Here is a 15,497-nt window from a genome sequence, read left to right as displayed (position 1 = left end):
GTCAACGGTTTCAGACGAACCCTTGTGGGATTGAAGCGCCCACTCTTTCACACGCCATCCGTGAGCGATTACGGTTTCAGACGAACCCTTGTGGGATTGAAGCACCGCGACATCGTGGCGGACCCCAGAGGCGAAACCGGTTTCAGACGAACCCTTGTGGGATTGAAGCAATTGCGGTGCAATTGCAACAGGTGCTACTACAATGTTTCAGACGAACCCTTGTGGGATTGAAGCGGCCGTGGCCCGCGCTCCCCATCAACGTCGACGCAAGTTTCAGACGAACCCTTGTGGGATTGAAGCCGTCCGTGTAGCACATTGGCAAAAAGGGACGAAAAGTTTCAGACGAACCCTTGTGGAATTGAATCCCGTTCGGGAGTACAGCCATCGGTGACGCGACAGCAGAGAACACCACCGCTTCCAGTGAAAATCGAGAGACGACGTCGTGACTCGCGTTGCAGTTGTCCACGTGACGAAATCGAAGAATGCCCGGGGTGGGCTCCGAACCCACGATCTCCGCATGTCCCAGGTGCGAGGCCGGCATGACCTCGCGGGGGGCGGAGGCTTCCAAGGCGTTCCGCACCGATTGTGAAACCCTATGAGTGCGGCGCTATGTCCAGCTAAGCCACCCGGGCTCAACTTCCCGTTGTGTGCTGGTTGTATTTAAGCTTCTCATCTCCGACGACCGCGGGACGAGTCACCACGCCACTCGATTCGAGTCATCACCCGCGGATTTATGTCCCAACACCGGGTGGACACACGCATGAGCCAACCGGAGATCGTCCAGTCCGTCCTCGGAGAGGAAGACGTGGTGACCCGCGTCCACCTCGGGGGCGAGGACGAACTGTTTGTAACTCCGACGCGGACGCTCGTCTATCGGGCCGAAGGCCTCCTCTCGGACGAGTCCGTCGACGAATTCTCGCACGCCGCCGAACGACTGTCCGTCAAGGAGGGGCGACGGAAAGCGAAGATATCGCTCGACTACGGCCTCGACGGAAGCGAGACGTTCTCGCTGTCCGCGAAGCGACTCGACGACGCGCTCCAGCCAATCGTCGAGGGCGTCCTCGCGGCCGCCGGCGTGACCGACGAAGACGGCGAGCGCCTGGTTCAGGCGTTCCGATTCAGCGAGCTCACGTTCGTCATCACCGACGCGCGCGTCGTCCGGCACATCGGGAGTGCGGTCTGGGACGAAGACTACGAGTCGTACCGCTACGCCGACGTGACCGACCTCGAATTCGAGTCGGGGAGCGTCGCCACGACGGTCGTGCTCACCGTCGACGGTCGCCAAGAGCGGTTCAAGATTCCCAACGAGCAGGCGCGACTCGTCCGCGAGAAACTCGCGCGGGCGCTGTGTGACTACCACGGCGTCGGCAGTCTCGAAGAGTTCCGCGTCCAGATGGAGAAAGCGCAGGCGACCGCCGAGTCCGCCGACACGGAGCGCGACAACACCGACTTCGGCGCGGGGCCCGACCCCCTGAGCGCGAACCCCGGCGAACTCTCCGACGTGCCGGCGAACGCCACCCGCACCGAGGGCGACGCGCCCGCCGAACAGAGCCGGCGGGCCGCCCAGACGCAGTCCGTCGAGTCCGCGCCGGCGACCGGCGCGGTGGCGGAAGCGAAGGCGGCCGAGGCCGCGACGACTCAGTCGGCCACCGAATCGCCGGCCGCCGAGCCGTCGTCCGGCAACGTCGCCGACGCCGGCGACCTCGGGTTCGAGGGGTCCGGCTTCGAATCGGCCGCCGAGTCCGATTCGGCCGGGGCCACCGGTTCGGACGCCGACTACGCCGAACTCGCCGCCGAAATCGAGTCGCTCCGCGAGGTCGTCGAGGCCCAAAGCGAGCAGATTCGCCACCAGCAGGAGCTGGTCGAACAGCTCATCGAAGAACTCCGCCGCGGGCGGTAGCGCGGTCATACGCCGGCGAGAGCCAGCCAGCCTACTCCCGGCCGAGCACTTTTCTGACACACGACGAGCCGAACGGCCCGAGTTCGCCGGACTCGAACCACACGAAGTGGCCCGTCGAGATGGACGCGCCACAGCGGCGGCAGTCGAAGTCGCCCTCGCGTTGGACGACCTGACTCTCGAACCGGACGAACGTGCCGCCGCGGTTGTGACGGATGCGGCCGCCGTCGCGCTCGATGATGCCGCGAAGCTCCGCCGCGTCGAGGATGTCGCGGGTGAGCGTCGGGTCGGTGGTGACCGTCTCGATGCGGTCGACGACCTCGGCGAGGGAGAGTTCGTCGGCTTCGAGGTGCGCGAGGAGGTCGAGCGCGAGTTCGACGCGCTCGTCGCGTGTGGGCTCGGTCACGGTTCGGGAGCCAATCGAACGGGGTCGGGCTAAAGCCCTCCGAAGCACAAAGCGTTTGGTCGCCGCGCGACGACGGACCGCAGAGCTTCCGTGCCCCGTCCGCGCCTCGCCGCCGGCCTCGCGCTCGCGGCCGTCGTCGCCGGTCTCCTGCTCGCGTCGCCAGACGCCGTCATCTCGCGCGCGGCGTGGGTCGCCGCGGACCCCGTGCGACTCGTCGTCGTCGTGAGCGCGCTCGCGGTCGTGCGCCCGCTTCTCGCGTGGCCGACGACGCTCCTCGCGCTCGTCGTCGGCTACGGTCTCGGACCGGCCGGCGTGCCGTTGGCGCTGGCGCTCATCGTCCTCACGAGCGTCCCGCCGTACCTCTTTGCGCGGCGCTACCGGGGCACCACCAGACTCGCCGCGGTCGGCGAACGGACGGTCGAACAGACGGGATCGGTGACGGGCGTGGCCGCGAGTCGTCTGTTTCCAATCCCCTCCGACGTGGTGTCGGTGGCGGCGGGCGTCGCCGACGTCCGACTCGGGGCGTTCGCGCTCGGGACCGCCGTGGGCGAACTCCCGTGGGCCGTCGCGGGCGTCATCGCCGGCGCGTCGGTCGAGACGCTCACGACGGAGTCACTGGCCGCGGCCGTCCGCCCGGAGTTCGTCGTCCTCGCCGCCGTCGCGGGCGTGTCGATGCTCGTCCCGACCGCGTACCGTCGCTATCGAGGCGAGTCCGGCGCGTAGACTGCTGAGTGCACCCAAACCGAGTGCGTGAGCGACGGCGACCTATTCTAACAGCGACTCGCCGGTCATCGCGGCCGGCTGGTCGACGTCGACGAGTTCGAGGATGGTCGGCGCGATGTCGCACAGCGAGCCGCCCTCGCGGACGGTCCGACCGCCCGAAAGCGGATGCTCGGGGTCGACTTCGGCGTGCTCGGCCTCGGCGTCGTTCTCCGCGGCCGCCTCGTCGTCGCGGTCGGCCGCGAGGTAGACGAACGGGACGGGGTTGAACGTGTGGGCCGTGTGCGGGTCGTCTTCGGTGCCCATGTCGTCGGCGTTGCCGTGGTCGGCGGTGATACAGACGTGGCCGCCGTGGGCGCGGACGCTCTCGACGAGCCGCCCGAGCTGTTCGTCGACGGCCTCGACCGCTTCGATGGCGGCCTCGTAGTCGCCGGTGTGGCCGACCATGTCGGGGTTGGCGTAGTTGAGCACCATCACGTTCGGGTCGTCGGACTCGATGATGTCGATGGCCGTGTCTGTGAGTTCCACCGCGGACATCTCGGGCTGGAGGTCGTAGGTCGGCACGTCGGGGCTCTCGACGATGTTCCGAATCTCGCCGTCGAACTCGACCTCGCGGCCGCCGTTGAGGAAGTAGGTGACGTGGGGGTACTTCTCCGATTCGGCCATGCGCAACTGCGTCATGTCCGCCTCGGCGAGCACCTCGCCGAGCGTGTCCTCGGGCTGTTCCGGCGGGTAGGCGACAGCGACGTCGAACGTCTTGTCGTACTGCGTCATCGTCGTCATGAGAATCTCCGGCGGCGTCGTCTCGAACTCCCAGACCGGCTCGATGTCGCAGAGCATCCGCACGAGCTGTCGAGCGCGGTCGGCGCGGAAGTTGAAGAAGACGGCCGAGTCGCCGTCTTCGAGCGCGGGCGCGTCGTCGACGACGGTCGGCTCGACGAACTCGTCGGTGTCGCCGCGGTCGTACGACTCGGTGACGGCGTCGACGGCCGTCTCGGCGGTCCACTCCGCCTCGCGCTCGACGATGGCGTCGTAGGCGCGCTTGGTGCGCTCCCAGTTCTGGTCGCGGTCCATCGCGTAGTAGCGCCCGGAGACGGTGGCGACGCCGCCGGTCCCCTGTTCGTCGGCGACGGCTTCGAGCTCCGAGAGGTATTCCTCGCCGCCGGTGGGGCTGGTGTCGCGGCCGTCGGTGAAGGCGTGGGTGACGGCCTCGACGCCGCGGTCGGCGGCGAGTTCGATGAGCGCGTGGAGGTGCTGTTGGTCGGAGTGGACGCCGCCGTCGGAGACGAGGCCCATGAGGTGGACGCGTCCGTCGTGTTCGTCGGCGTGGTCGTAGGCGGCCGTGATGGCGTCGTTCTCGAAGAACGAGCCGTCGTCGATGCTGTCACCGATGCGGGTGTACGCCTGCTTGACGACGCGACCGGCCCCGATGTTGAGGTGGCCGACCTCGCTGTTGCCCATCTGGCCGTCCGGGAGGCCGACGCGCCGGCCGTCGACGATGAGCGTCCCGAACGCGCCCGCGTCGCGGTAGCGGTCGAAGTTCGGCGTGTCCGCCGCCTTGATGGCGTCGCGGCGGTCGTGGTCGCCGAGTCCCCACCCGTCGAGGATGATGAGTGCTGCGTCCATACGTCGCCGTTCGGCGCGCCGGGGTAACTGTCCTTTGCTCCCGACATGGGGTGACAACGTGTCGCGCACGGAGATGAGAGGGCGGCGTTCGCCTCCCGACGGCGGGGATGCGCCGCCCCGCCCCGCCCCGACGGCCTTTTCTTTCGGCGCGCCGTCCGACTCGGCGATGGGTCTGCGCGATTTCGACCTCGACGCGGCGGTCGACGACTGGGCGGAGTACTACCTCGGAAACGGGCCGAGCCTCGTCGTCTTCCTCGTCCTCAACGCCGCCGCGTTCCTCGTCGGGGTGAGCTTCTACGTCCACTCCGACCCCGCGCTTTCTGACCTGCCGACGTTCCTCTACCCGCTTTTCGGCGACTCGCCGACCGCCCTCGCGCTGATGACGCTGTCGGCCGCGACACTGCTTCCGAACCTCGGTCGCCGCGTCGCCGACGCGCCCGTCAACCGGCCGCTCGCGTACCTCCACACGCTCGCGTTCGTCTGGCTCGTCAAGTACGGCGTCTGGACGGTCGTCGCGCTCAACCTCCGACCCGACCTCTACGTCGGCTTCTCCGGGGCCGCGCTCTGGGACTACTGGGGCATCATGCTCACCCACGCGGGCTTTCTCGCGCTCGCGCTCCTCGTCCCGCGCTACGGGGCGACCACGAAGGGCGCACTCGGGTTCGCCCTCGTCCTCGCGCTCGTCAACGACGTGTTCGACTACGGCCTCGGCTACTACCCGCCGCTGAAGTACGAGGCGGGGGCGCTCCTCGCGGGCATCACCGTCGCGCTCTCGTTCCTCGCCGTGTTTCTCGCGTCGCGGGCGTTCGACCGCCTCTCGGACCCCCGGAGACCGCCCCGTGAGCGCCCCGCGAGTCACAATCGCTAATCGCACGACGGCGCGGAGTATCACATGAGTCAGGCTTTTCCCCACCCGCAGTCTATGACCTCGTAATGGACTCCGCGGTACTGCTCGACCTACTCGGGAACGAAAACCGCCGGCGCATCCTGCGGTTGCTCTCGCACAAACCGTGCTACGTCACCGAGATAAGCGAGTACCTCGGCGTCAGCCCCAAGGCCGTCATCGACCACCTCAGAAAGCTGGAGGACGCGGGGCTCATCGAGTCGCGCACCGACGACCAGCGGCGCAAGTACTTCCACATCTCGCGGAACCTCCGACTGGAGGTGAACGTCTCGCCGTACGGGTTCGGCGCGAAAAGCGCCTACCCGCCGAGTCCGAGCCTCGACATGGCCGGGCGCTGTCCGCACGTGACGCTCGAAGTCGAGAACGCCGGGAGCGACGACATCTCGGAGTTGGCACGCGAACTCGGGAAACTGGAGGAACTCGACAACGAACTCTCCTTGGCCCAGCGGTGGGTGCAGGGCCGAATCACCGACGTGCTCGACCGCCTCAACGACCGCCTCGGCGTCGACGCCGACAGCCGCTTTTACGCCGAGATTCTGGCCGCGCTCGCCAACGGGTCGAACACCGTCCGCGGCATCGCGAAGGACCTCAACGCGGACCCCGCGGTCGTCGACAGCGCGCTCCACCACCTCGCCGAGGGCGACCTCGTCGCCCACAACGGCGACCGCTGGCGAATCGACTGACGGCTACAGCTCCTGTGTCAGGCCCGCCCGGAGGTCGCGGCCGAAGTAGTGACCGACGAGCGCCGCGAGCCCGCCGCTCGCCGCGCCGACGCCCGCGATGGCGACGCCGTAGTCCGCGAGCAACTGCACCGCGAAGGGCGCGAACACGGCGAACAGCGTCGAGAGGACGAACGCGAGGCCGGCGGCGATTACCCCCGCGAGCACGACCTCGGTGTAGTGTCGCTTCGACCCGACGAGGCCGAGGAGGAAGCCGGCGCCGGCGATGCCTGCGAACCGGCCGATGAAGCCGACGAGGGGAATCGCGCCGCCGACGAGGAGGCCGCCGATGGAGAGCAGGAGCGCCGCGAGGAACGCGCGCGGGGAGAACAGCCCACCGAGGCGACCGCCGCCTGACGAGTCCGGCGAACTGGTCCGCGTCGCGTCGTCGCGCTCGCGGGTCAATCCGGAGAGCACGTCGTCGACGGACTGCTCAGACTCCTTTTGGTCCGACCGTTGCATGTGTACAGGGTCGCGGGCGAGCCTGATGGCTCTTGTGCCGGTGAGTCAGCCGCGGAGACCGTTCGCGTCGGTTCGCGTCGCGTGACGGTTCGCCGCCCGGCTCGGAGCTACGCGTTGCGGCCGAGGATGAAGTACAGGACGAGTCCCAGAAGCGGCGCGAGGAAGACGACGACGGCCCAGAGGAACGCCGGGTGACTGCTGTTTCGCTTCGCGTCGCGGTACGTCCACACCACCATCCCGAGGAACAGGAGGAAAAACAGCAGGCCGATTACGAACGCGCCTGCGCCGCGCGACTGGAGGAGTATCGTGGGGAGCATACGCTGGCCGACGGTCGGCCGGATAAAATGTCTTGTGCCAGTTATGTCTGCGGAGCTAACATCCTCTGCATCACGCTCGCGAGCCGGGGATGAATCTGTGGTACTCGTGGCCAGCAATCGCACCGAACGGTGAGCGTAGCGAACCGTTCGGCATTTTTGGTCCAGATTTTTGCTCCGAGCGGGTCGCTACGCGACCCCGAGGACGAAAAAGGTGGAATGGTGGGTTTGAAGTCTGCCCCCGCGGTATCCCGCGATATGAACGCAGGGGACCGCGTCCGCGTCACCCGCGCGGACGTCACGAACGAAGGCGTGCTCATGCCGTCTTCCACCGAGGACCACCTCGTCGTCAAGCTCGACGGCGGGTACAACGTCGGCATCGCCCGCGAGGGGGCCGACGTGGACGTGCTCGAAACCGACGTGTACGACATCGAAGACGCGCAGTCCGAGGGCGACGGCACCTCAGAAATCGAGTTCGACGACGACCTCCCGACCGTCTCGCTCATCTCGACCGGCGGGACCATCGCCTCGACGGTCGACTACCGCACGGGCGCGGTGACCGCGCAGTTCGACGCCGAGGACGTGCTCCGGGCCGTCCCCGACCTCGCGGGGCGGGCGAACTACCGCGGCCGCGTCGTCGCCAACATCCTCTCGGAGAACATGACGACCGACGTGTGGGTCGACCTCGCCGAGGCCGTCGCCGAGGAAATCGAGGCCGGGGCCGACGGCGTCGTCGTCATGCACGGCACCGACACGATGCAGTTCTCCGCGTCGGCGATGTCGTTCATGCTCGACACGCCCGTGCCAATCGTCTTCACGGGCAGTCAGCGCTCGGCGGACCGCCCCTCCTCTGACAACGTGATGAACGCCGTCTGCGCCGTCGAGGCCGCGAAGGCCGACGCCGCCGAGGTCATGATCTGCATGCACGCCTCGGAGTCCGACGACGCTTGTGCGCTCCACGAGGGGACGCGCGTCCGCAAGAACCACACCTCCCGGCGCGACGCGTTCGAGACCGTCGGCGCGAAGCCGCTCGGCGAGGTCGACTACGAGGCCGAGGAGGTCACGTTCCGCCGCGACTACGCCCCACGCGGGGAGGCCGACCTCGCGCTCCACGCCGACCTCGAATCCGAGGTGGAACTCGTGAAGTTCACGCCGGGGATGGACCCCGCGGCGCTCGACTACCTCGACGGGAAGGACGGCGTCGTCATCGAGGGGACGGGCCTCGGCCACGTCCACACCGACCTCATCCCGCGGTTCGAGGAACTCGTCGAGGACGGCACGGTCGTCGCCATGACCTCGCAGTGTCTCGAAGGCCGCGTCTGCGACCGCGTCTACGACACCGGGCGCGACCTGCTCGACGCCGGCGTCGTCGAGGCGGGCGACACGCTCCCCGGCACGGCGAAGGTGAAGCTCATGTGGGCGCTCGCCAACGTCGCCGACCCGACGGGCGCGATGGGTCGGGACCTCGAAGGCGAACTGACTCAGCGCTCGGTCCCGTGGGAGTGACCTGATGGAGATTCGACCCGCGCGGCCCGAGGACTACGACGCGGTCGCCGCGTTCACCCGCGACACGTGGGCAGACCGCGGGGTGTCGGACTACCTCCCCGACATCTACCACGACTGGATTGCCCCCGGAGAGTCGGAGCAGGCGACGCTCATCGTCGATATGGGCGAGGAGACGCCCTCCGACGACGTGGCCGCCATCGCACAGGTCGTCATGCTGTCGGAATACGAGGGCTGGGCGCAGGGCATGCGCGTCGCGCCCGACTACCGCGAGCGGGGGCTCGCGACCAAACTGTCGCGCGCGCTTCTCGACTGGGCGCGCGAGCGCGGCGCGCGCCGCGTCCGCAACATGGTCCACTCGTGGAACGTCCCGAGCCTCGCCACCACCCGCACGGCCGGGTTCGACCCCGGCATCGAGTTCCGGTGGGCGATGCCCGACCCCGACTCGACCGCCGACCCGGAGGCGGCCGTCGGGGACGACGCCGACGCCGCGTGGGCCTACTGGACCGGCTGTGAGGCCCGAACCGCGCTGTCGGGGCTCGCGCTCGACCCCGCGGAGTCGTGGGCGCTCTCCGAGCTGACCCGCGAGCGCCTCCACGACGCCGCGGACGACGACCGACTGTTCGTCGTCGGCGACGACCGCGCGACCGGCTTCACCTATCGCAACCGGACCTTCTCCCGAGAATCCGACGACGAGGGCGAGGTGACGTGGGCCGAGTACGCGGTCGCCGCGTGGGACGACGCGTCGGCCTGCGGGTCGCTTTTGGACGCCGTCCGCCGCGACGCCGCTTCGGTCGGCGCGGACCGGACGCGCGTTCTGTTCCCCGAGCGCGTCGACTGGATTACCGACGCCGCACTCGCCCGAAGCGACCTCGCGGAAGAGCCGACGTTCGTCATGGAAGCCGACGTCTCCTGACGGGCGCGAAAATCGCTTTTCGACGACCGGCCGAACGCCGGTCAGTTCCAGTCGACACCGCGGACTTCGAAGCGTGCCCCGCCGAGTTCCGAGTCGCCCACGTCGAACTGCCAGCCGTGCAGGTCGGCGATTCGTCGCGCCGTCGGGAGATGCGGGGAGTCGTAGTCGACGCCGAGCAATTGGCTCACATCCGCGGTCGCCGCCGCGCGCTCTGCCGGGGACGGGTGGGGGCCGTCGTCGTCGATGTAGAACCCGCCGGCAGTCGTTCCAACGACGACGCTGAACGACGGACCGGCCGACGCGTTCCGCTCGAAGCAGGTCGTGAGCACCGCGACCAAGAACAGCCCGAACAGGTGGCCGGCCGCCGAGAGCGACCCGTCGCCGACGACCCGGAGCGAGGCGTCGCCAGCGTCGTCGAGCGAGGCGACCGCCCACGCCTCCGCGACGCGCTCGCGGAAGTCCACCGGCGCGAGGTCGATTGTGCTCGGGTGCTCGGCGATGCCGATGCCCCACTCGACGAGCGAGTCGATGCGCGAGAGGCTCTGGGAGAGCGCGACCGCGTCGTCGCCGTCGACCGCGGCGAGTCGCTCGGCGGACGCGGCGGCCGACGCGAGCTGTGCTTTGAGTTCCGAGGCGAGCACGCTGACGAGCGCCGCGAGGTGCTCGTTTTTCTCGTTGACCTGCAGTTCCGCGAGCCGCCTGTCGGTGATGTCGAAGTGGGAAACGAGCGCGAAGCTCCCGTGTCTCGGCGTGTCTACCGAGACGACGCGGAGCGCGAACCACCGATAGACGGCGGGCGAGTGACACGGGTACTCGGCGGTAAAGAGGTCGCGGTCGCCGCGGAGCACCGCGCGAATGCCGTCGGCGATGACGCCCGCGAGTTCGTCGGTCTCGCGGGCCGCGTCGCACACCGCGAGGTAGTTGATACCCGTCGAATCGGGGTCGCCCACGTAGTCGTTCGCGTCGGCGAACGCCCGCCACGCCCGGTTCGTGTAGACGATGTCGCCACGCCTGTCGAGGAGCGCAATCGTCGCCGGAAACTCCTCGAACCCCCGTTCGATGAGCGAGACGTCGTCCATCACAGCGTATACGCTGGGAATCGATTTGACAGTTTCTACCACGCGGGTCTGAACTGCGCGTCGCGTCGCTCGCGGCGCGAAGTATCTAAAAATCGGCGTTCGACCGCCGGCGGTCGGGGTGCAATCGACCGGGCCGTCGAGAGTCGGAGGTCGGGTCGGTCGCGGTGGTCAGTCCGAGGGTGCGACTTGGGGCTTACGCTCGTTTCCCTCCGTACCCGCCATGGCGAGCACGTCGTCGAAGAAGCCGAGCGAGTCGTGGGGACCGGGGTGGGCTTCGGGGTGGTACTGACGCGTGATGACGCTCAGTTCCTCGCTGGCGAGGCCTTCCGCGGTGTCGTCGTTGACGTTGACCTGCGTCACGTCGAGTTGGTCGCCGGGGTCGGCGACGGTGTAGCCGTGGTTCTGGGTCGTCATGACGACTTTTCCGCTCCGGAGGTCGCGGACGGGCTGGTTGACGCCGCGGTGGCCGAAGGCCATCTTTTCTGTGGTGCCGCCGAGCGCGCTGGCGACGATCTGCTGGCCGAGGCAGATGCCCGCCAGCGGGACCTCGCCGGCGAACTCCTCGACGAGGTCGCGCGTCGCGGTGTAGTTCTCGGGGTCGCCGGGACCGTTCGAGATGAAAAGCACGTCGGGGTCGAGCGCGGACACGTCCTCGGCGGCCGCGTCGTAGGGGAGCACGTGAACCGTCGCGCCGCGGTCGACGAGGGAGTCCACGATGGAGCCCTTCGCGCCGCAGTCGACGAGCGCGACGGTGGTGTCGCCGTCGCCCTCGAACGTCGTCAGCTCGGTCGTGGTGACCTGCGCGCCGATGTCGACGTGCTCGCTCATGCCCTTGCACTGCGCGAGTTCCTCCTTTGCGTCCTCCGGGGTCACGTCCTCGCCGACGGCGATTCCGACCTTCATCGCGCCCTCCTCGCGGATGGACGTGACGAGGTCGCGCGTGTCGAGGTGGTCGACCGCCGGGACGCCCTCGTCTGCGAGCCACTCGACGACCTCTTCCGTGAACTCGCGTGCGACGGCCGCCCGAGGGTGGACCCGGTCGGACTCGAATCGCTCGGCTCGGACGCCGTAGTTCCCGATGAGGGGGTACGAGAAGGTGAGGACTTGCTCTTCGTACGAAGGGTCGGTCAGACTCTCTTCGTATCCCGTATATGCGGTTGTGAACACCAGTTCACCGCGTGTGCGCCCCGGAACACGGCCACGCGCTTCGACCACGCGTCCGTCTTCCAGCGCCAGATAGGCGTCCGACATTACGAGAAACGAACGGAACACGGGTGCATAAGTGTTGCTTTCGAAGGTGAGTTACGAAATTCGTAATCGGTAAGTCGCTGGGGTGGACACGTGGGGTATGGACGAGCTTGACCGGCGCATCCTCGATATCCTTCGACGGGACGCTCGGACCCCCAACACGGAGATTGCGGCCGAGGTCGGGACCTCCGAGGGGACAGTCAGGAACCGCGTCGAGCGGTTGGTCGAGGAGGGCGTCATCGAGCGCTTTACGATTTCGACCCGGACGGGGAACCTGAAGGCGATGATAGAGGTGACCGTCGCGGTCGACGTCGACACCAACGACGTCTCCGAGCTGATGGCCGACTGGAAGGACGTGGACTTCGTCTGGCAGGTCTCCGGCGAGGAGGACATCGTCCTCGTCGTCGACGCCGCCGACACCCGCGCCGTCAACGACCTCATCACTCGCGCCCGCGAGCACGACGACGTGAAGAGCACGAAAACCCGTCTGATTCTCGACGAGCGCCTCGGCTGACGGCCCGCCGCCGCGTGGTCCGCGGTTCGCATCGAAGCTTAGTTGACCCCCGACTCCGACGGAAGGCACATGAGCAACGCCGCGGCCGACGAGGCCACTGAAATCCACAAGAACGCATCCCAGGACGTCATCGCCGTCGACTCCGACGACAACGCGGAGGGGACGGTCAACCGACTCGACGCCCACACGGGCGACGGCATCCGCCACCGCGCCTTTACCTGCCTCGTGTTCAACGAGGAGGGCCAGATACTCCTCGCCCAGCGCGCGCCCAACAAGCGCCTGTGGGACACCTCGTGGGACGGCACCGTCGCCTCCCACCCCGTCGAGGGCCAGACCCAAGAGGAGGCCACCGAAGAGCGCCTCGAAGAGGAACTCGGCATTAGCCCCGACCAGTACTCCGACCTCCGCGTCACGGACAAGTTCGAGTACAAGCGCTACTACGAGAACGCCGGCCTCGAATGGGAGGTCTGTGCCGTCCTGAAGGTCACGCTCGAAAACACCTCGCTCGACCCCGACGAAGACGAGATTGCGGGCATGCTCTGGGCGGACTACGAGCACCTCCACGACAACCCCGAGTGGTACCGCCAACTGCGCCTCTGCCCGTGGTTCGAAATCGCCATGCGCCGTGACTTCGAGTAGGCTCACCCTCGCAGACGACGCGCGAGCTGTGATTCTCTCGCACGCCCGCGAGGGTGCCGCCCGCGACCCACCCGCGGAGGTCTGCGGCGTCCTCGCCGGCGACGGCGACGCGCGCACCGTCACCGCCGCCCACCCCGTTTCGAACGTCGCCGACGAGCCGCGGGTCGCCTACGAACTCGACCCCGAGGAGACGGTTTCGATTCTCGAAACCGTCGAGGCGGCCGGCGACGACGCGGTCGGCTTCTACCACTCGCATCCCGACTCCGACCCCGTGCCGAGCGCGACCGACCGCGAACAGGCCTCGTGGCCGGGCTACGTCTATCTCATCTGCTCGCCCGACGGCCGGCTGACCGCCCACGAGTGGACCGGCGACGAGCTCCGCGAACTCGCCGTCGCGGTCGAGTGACTCGTCGGCCTCCCGGACCCTCGCCGGTACGCCGCGCCCGCCGGCGCGCTTCGGTGAGAATATCCTTTCCGAGTCCGCAGACCCGTCCATGGAACCCGACCGCTACGACGACCTCGACGGACAGGTCGCGCTCGTCACCGGCGCGAACCGAGGCATCGGCCGCCAGATAGCCGAGAACCTCCGCGACCGCGGCGCGACGGTGTACGCGGGGTCCCGAAGCGTCACGAACGAGACGCCCGAGGGAACCGAGCGCGTCCTCCTCGACGTGACCCAAGAAGGCGACATCGAGGAGGTCGTCGACGGCGTCTTCGCCGACCAGAGCCGACTCGACATCCTCGTCAACAACGCCGGTATCGCCGAGGACGGCGAGGACATCGTCGCCGAACCGACCGAGCGAATCGACCGCACCCTCGGCGTCAACCTCCGCGGGCCGATGCTCATGTGCAAGCACGCCGTTCCCCTCCTGCTCCAGTCCGACGGCGGCCGCGTCGTCAACGTCTCCTCGGGGATGGGCGCACTCGGCGAAGAACAGTCCGGAGGGTCGCCGGCGTATCGAATCTCGAAGACCGGCCTCAACGGCCTCACGGTCTACCTCGACGGCCAGTACGGCGACGACGGTCTCATCGCCAACTCGGTGTGTCCCGGCTGGGTCCGCACCGACATGGGCGGCGAGGAGGCGAACCGGCCGGTCGAGAAGGGCGCGGAGACGCCGACGTGGCTCGCCACGTTCAAGCCCGGCGCGCCCGCGGGGAAGTTCTGGCGCGACAAGGAAGTCATCGACTGGTAAGCGACCGACTCCCCGCCGCCGCGACCCTCACGTGACGCCGCCGCTCTGCTTCTCGAACGCCTCGTATTCGTCCCCGTCCAGAATCTCTCGGAAGTGCTCGACCGCCCGGTACACGTCCTCGAAGCCGACGTAGGCCGGCGCGGGAGCCATCCGGACGACGTTCGGTTGACGGAAGTCCACGACGACGCCCCGTTCCTTGAGCGCGAGGCTGACGCGGTAGGCCTCGGGGTGTTCGACCGCGACGTGGCCGCCGCGGGCCGCGGGGTCACGCGGGGTGCCGACCTCGCACTCCGGCAGTCGCTCGTCCACGAGGGCGATGAGGTAGTCCGTGAGCGCCAGCGACTTCTCGCGGAGGGCGGCCACGCCGCCGGCGTCCTCGACGACGTCGAGCGCGCCGTCGAGGGGGGCCGCGGACAGCACCGGGACCGTCCCCGACTGGAACGCGCCGGCCGACTGCGCCGGCTCGTAGGTCATCGCCATGTCGAACTGCGTCTCCTTGTCGTTGCCCCACCAGCCGGCCAGCGCGGGCGTGACGCCGAAGTGGCGCTCGTTGACGTAGAGACCGGCAATCGCGCCGGGGCCGGCGTTGAGATACTTGTAGTGGCACCAGACGGCGAAGTCTGCGCCCACCTCGGAGAGTCGGTGCGGGACCGCGCCGACCGAGTGCGCGAGGTCGAAGCCGGCCAGCGCGCCGGCCTCGTGAGCCGCCTCGGTGATGGCCTCGACGTCGAACAGCTGGCCGCTCCGGTAGAGGACCGACGGGAGAAACACCATCCCCACGTCGTCGTCGATGGCGTCGAGCACGTCCTCGGTCTCGATGGTCCGCCCGTCGCGGCTCTCGACCACGCGGAGCGCCTCGTCCGGGTCGCGACCGGCCGCTCGGAGTTGCGCGCGAATCGCGTAGTGGTCCGTCGGGAAGTCGAGGTCGTCGACGACGATTTTCTCGCCGCGGGCGGGGTCGTAGAACGTCCCGACGAGCGCGTGGATGTTGACCGTCGTGGAGTTGGCGACGACGACCTCCTCGGGCTTCGCGCCGACGAGCGGCGCGAGTCGGTCGCCCAGTCGCTCGCCGTAGCTGAACCACTCGGAGTCGGCGTCGGTCCACCCGCGGATGGCGAGGTCGCGCCACTCGTCGACGACGCGGTCGAGCGCGGCTTCGGCGTCGACAGAGAGCGGGCCGAGCGAGTTGCCGTCCAGATACAGTTCGCCCTCGGGGACGAAAAAGCGGTCGCGGAGGTCCGAAAGCGGGTCCGTCGCGTCCATCTCGCGGGCGGTGTCGACGGTGAGCTCGTCGGATTCGTCGGAGTCGCCGGGGTCGTCGGAGTCGCCGGGGTCGTCGGGTTCGGCCATACGCGCC

At 68.4% G+C, this 15,497-nt stretch carries 17 protein-coding genes, 1 tRNA gene and 1 CRISPR repeat array; of the genes, 10 read left to right on the top strand and 8 right to left on the bottom strand.

From position 1 onward, the window contains the following. Nucleotides 1-7 precede the first annotated feature (7 nt). Nucleotides 8-365: a CRISPR direct-repeat array (repeat unit 30 nt; unit sequence GTTTCAGACGAACCCTTGTGGGATTGAAGC). A gap of 118 nt (nucleotides 366-483) precedes the next feature. Next, nucleotides 484-632: transfer RNA gene (locus C441_RS07960), tRNA-Met, on the bottom strand. Between the two features lie 128 nt (nucleotides 633-760). Here C441_RS07960 and C441_RS07955 point away from each other — a divergent pair. After that, a complete protein-coding gene (locus tag C441_RS07955; RefSeq protein WP_007274650.1) occupies nucleotides 761-1,900 on the top strand; it encodes a DUF7115 domain-containing protein in 1,140 nt (379 codons plus the stop codon). 31 nt (nucleotides 1,901-1,931) lie between these two features. Here the strand turns inward: C441_RS07955 and C441_RS07950 are convergent, their stop codons facing one another. Beyond that, nucleotides 1,932-2,303, bottom strand: a complete 372-nt coding sequence (locus C441_RS07950) for a DUF5830 family protein (protein WP_007274649.1) — start codon at nucleotides 2,301-2,303, stop codon at nucleotides 1,932-1,934. 90 nt (nucleotides 2,304-2,393) lie between these two features. On the opposite strand from C441_RS07950, the gene C441_RS07945 reads away from it, so the two are divergent. After that, the gene (locus C441_RS07945; protein WP_007274648.1) at nucleotides 2,394-3,026 is read left to right on the top strand and encodes a TVP38/TMEM64 family protein; all 633 of its coding nucleotides are present in this window, start codon (nucleotides 2,394-2,396) and stop codon (nucleotides 3,024-3,026) included. A gap of 42 nt (nucleotides 3,027-3,068) precedes the next feature. Here the strand turns inward: C441_RS07945 and gpmI are convergent, their stop codons facing one another. Continuing rightward, the gene (gene gpmI, locus C441_RS07940; protein WP_007274647.1) at nucleotides 3,069-4,649 is read right to left on the bottom strand and encodes a 2,3-bisphosphoglycerate-independent phosphoglycerate mutase; all 1,581 of its coding nucleotides are present in this window, start codon (nucleotides 4,647-4,649) and stop codon (nucleotides 3,069-3,071) included. 166 nt (nucleotides 4,650-4,815) lie between these two features. Here gpmI and C441_RS07935 point away from each other — a divergent pair, with 166 nt between their 5' ends. Together C441_RS07935 and C441_RS07930 are read left to right on the top strand one after the other, a co-directional pair. Further along, the gene (locus C441_RS07935; protein WP_007274646.1) at nucleotides 4,816-5,517 is read left to right on the top strand and encodes a DUF1405 domain-containing protein; all 702 of its coding nucleotides are present in this window, start codon (nucleotides 4,816-4,818) and stop codon (nucleotides 5,515-5,517) included. 65 nt (nucleotides 5,518-5,582) lie between these two features. Then, nucleotides 5,583-6,236 carry an ArsR/SmtB family transcription factor gene (locus tag C441_RS07930; protein WP_004969883.1) on the top strand — a complete coding sequence of 218 codons (654 nt, stop codon included), beginning with the start codon at nucleotides 5,583-5,585 and terminating at the stop codon, nucleotides 6,234-6,236. 3 nt (nucleotides 6,237-6,239) lie between these two features. Here the strand turns inward: C441_RS07930 and C441_RS07925 are convergent, their stop codons facing one another. Further along, nucleotides 6,240-6,734, bottom strand: coding sequence for a hypothetical protein (locus C441_RS07925; protein ID WP_007274645.1), 495 nt, complete (start codon nucleotides 6,732-6,734; stop codon nucleotides 6,240-6,242). Between the two features lie 107 nt (nucleotides 6,735-6,841). Then, nucleotides 6,842-7,051, bottom strand: coding sequence for a PLDc N-terminal domain-containing protein (locus C441_RS07920; protein ID WP_004969881.1), 210 nt, complete (start codon nucleotides 7,049-7,051; stop codon nucleotides 6,842-6,844). A gap of 255 nt (nucleotides 7,052-7,306) precedes the next feature. Between C441_RS07920 and gatD the strand changes: the two genes are divergently transcribed. Together gatD and C441_RS07910 are read left to right on the top strand one after the other, a co-directional pair. Next, nucleotides 7,307-8,554, top strand: a complete 1,248-nt coding sequence (gene gatD, locus C441_RS07915; RefSeq protein ID WP_007274644.1) for a Glu-tRNA(Gln) amidotransferase subunit GatD — start codon at nucleotides 7,307-7,309, stop codon at nucleotides 8,552-8,554. 4 nt (nucleotides 8,555-8,558) lie between these two features. After that, nucleotides 8,559-9,467 carry a GNAT family N-acetyltransferase gene (locus C441_RS07910; RefSeq protein WP_007274643.1) on the top strand — a complete coding sequence of 303 codons (909 nt, stop codon included), beginning with the start codon at nucleotides 8,559-8,561 and terminating at the stop codon, nucleotides 9,465-9,467. A 41-nt stretch (nucleotides 9,468-9,508) separates the two neighbouring features. On the opposite strand, the gene C441_RS07905 is transcribed toward C441_RS07910, so the two are convergent. Beyond that, nucleotides 9,509-10,546, bottom strand: a complete 1,038-nt coding sequence (locus tag C441_RS07905) for a PAS domain-containing protein (protein ID WP_007274642.1) — start codon at nucleotides 10,544-10,546, stop codon at nucleotides 9,509-9,511. Nucleotides 10,547-10,714: 168 nt separating this feature from the next. Further along, nucleotides 10,715-11,797, bottom strand: coding sequence for a glutamine-hydrolyzing carbamoyl-phosphate synthase small subunit (gene carA, locus C441_RS07900; RefSeq protein ID WP_007274641.1), 1,083 nt, complete (start codon nucleotides 11,795-11,797; stop codon nucleotides 10,715-10,717). Nucleotides 11,798-11,894: 97 nt separating this feature from the next. Between carA and C441_RS07895 the strand changes: the two genes are divergently transcribed. From C441_RS07895 to C441_RS07880, 4 genes are all read left to right on the top strand, one after another. Continuing rightward, complete coding sequence (locus tag C441_RS07895; RefSeq protein WP_004042482.1) at nucleotides 11,895-12,308, top strand: Lrp/AsnC family transcriptional regulator; 414 nt, start codon at nucleotides 11,895-11,897, stop codon at nucleotides 12,306-12,308. A 69-nt stretch (nucleotides 12,309-12,377) separates the two neighbouring features. Then, complete coding sequence (locus C441_RS07890) at nucleotides 12,378-12,947, top strand: NUDIX hydrolase (RefSeq protein ID WP_007274640.1); 570 nt, start codon at nucleotides 12,378-12,380, stop codon at nucleotides 12,945-12,947. Then, the gene (locus C441_RS07885) at nucleotides 12,934-13,353 is read left to right on the top strand and encodes a desampylase (protein WP_049920502.1); all 420 of its coding nucleotides are present in this window, start codon (nucleotides 12,934-12,936) and stop codon (nucleotides 13,351-13,353) included. Before C441_RS07890 ends, C441_RS07885 begins: the two co-directional genes overlap by 14 nt. Before the next feature lie 88 nt (nucleotides 13,354-13,441). Continuing rightward, nucleotides 13,442-14,140, top strand: a complete 699-nt coding sequence (locus C441_RS07880) for an SDR family NAD(P)-dependent oxidoreductase (RefSeq protein ID WP_007274638.1) — start codon at nucleotides 13,442-13,444, stop codon at nucleotides 14,138-14,140. Nucleotides 14,141-14,167: 27 nt separating this feature from the next. On the opposite strand, the gene kynU is transcribed toward C441_RS07880, so the two are convergent. After that, nucleotides 14,168-15,490 carry a kynureninase gene (gene kynU, locus C441_RS07875; protein ID WP_007274637.1) on the bottom strand — a complete coding sequence of 441 codons (1,323 nt, stop codon included), beginning with the start codon at nucleotides 15,488-15,490 and terminating at the stop codon, nucleotides 14,168-14,170. Nucleotides 15,491-15,497: the final 7 nt, after the last annotated feature.

Origin of the sequence: Haloferax sulfurifontis ATCC BAA-897 (genome assembly GCF_000337835.1) — an archaeon.
GTDB lineage: Archaea > Halobacteriota > Halobacteria > Halobacteriales > Haloferacaceae > Haloferax > Haloferax denitrificans.
This window is presented reverse-complemented; position numbering and strand designations above follow the sequence as displayed.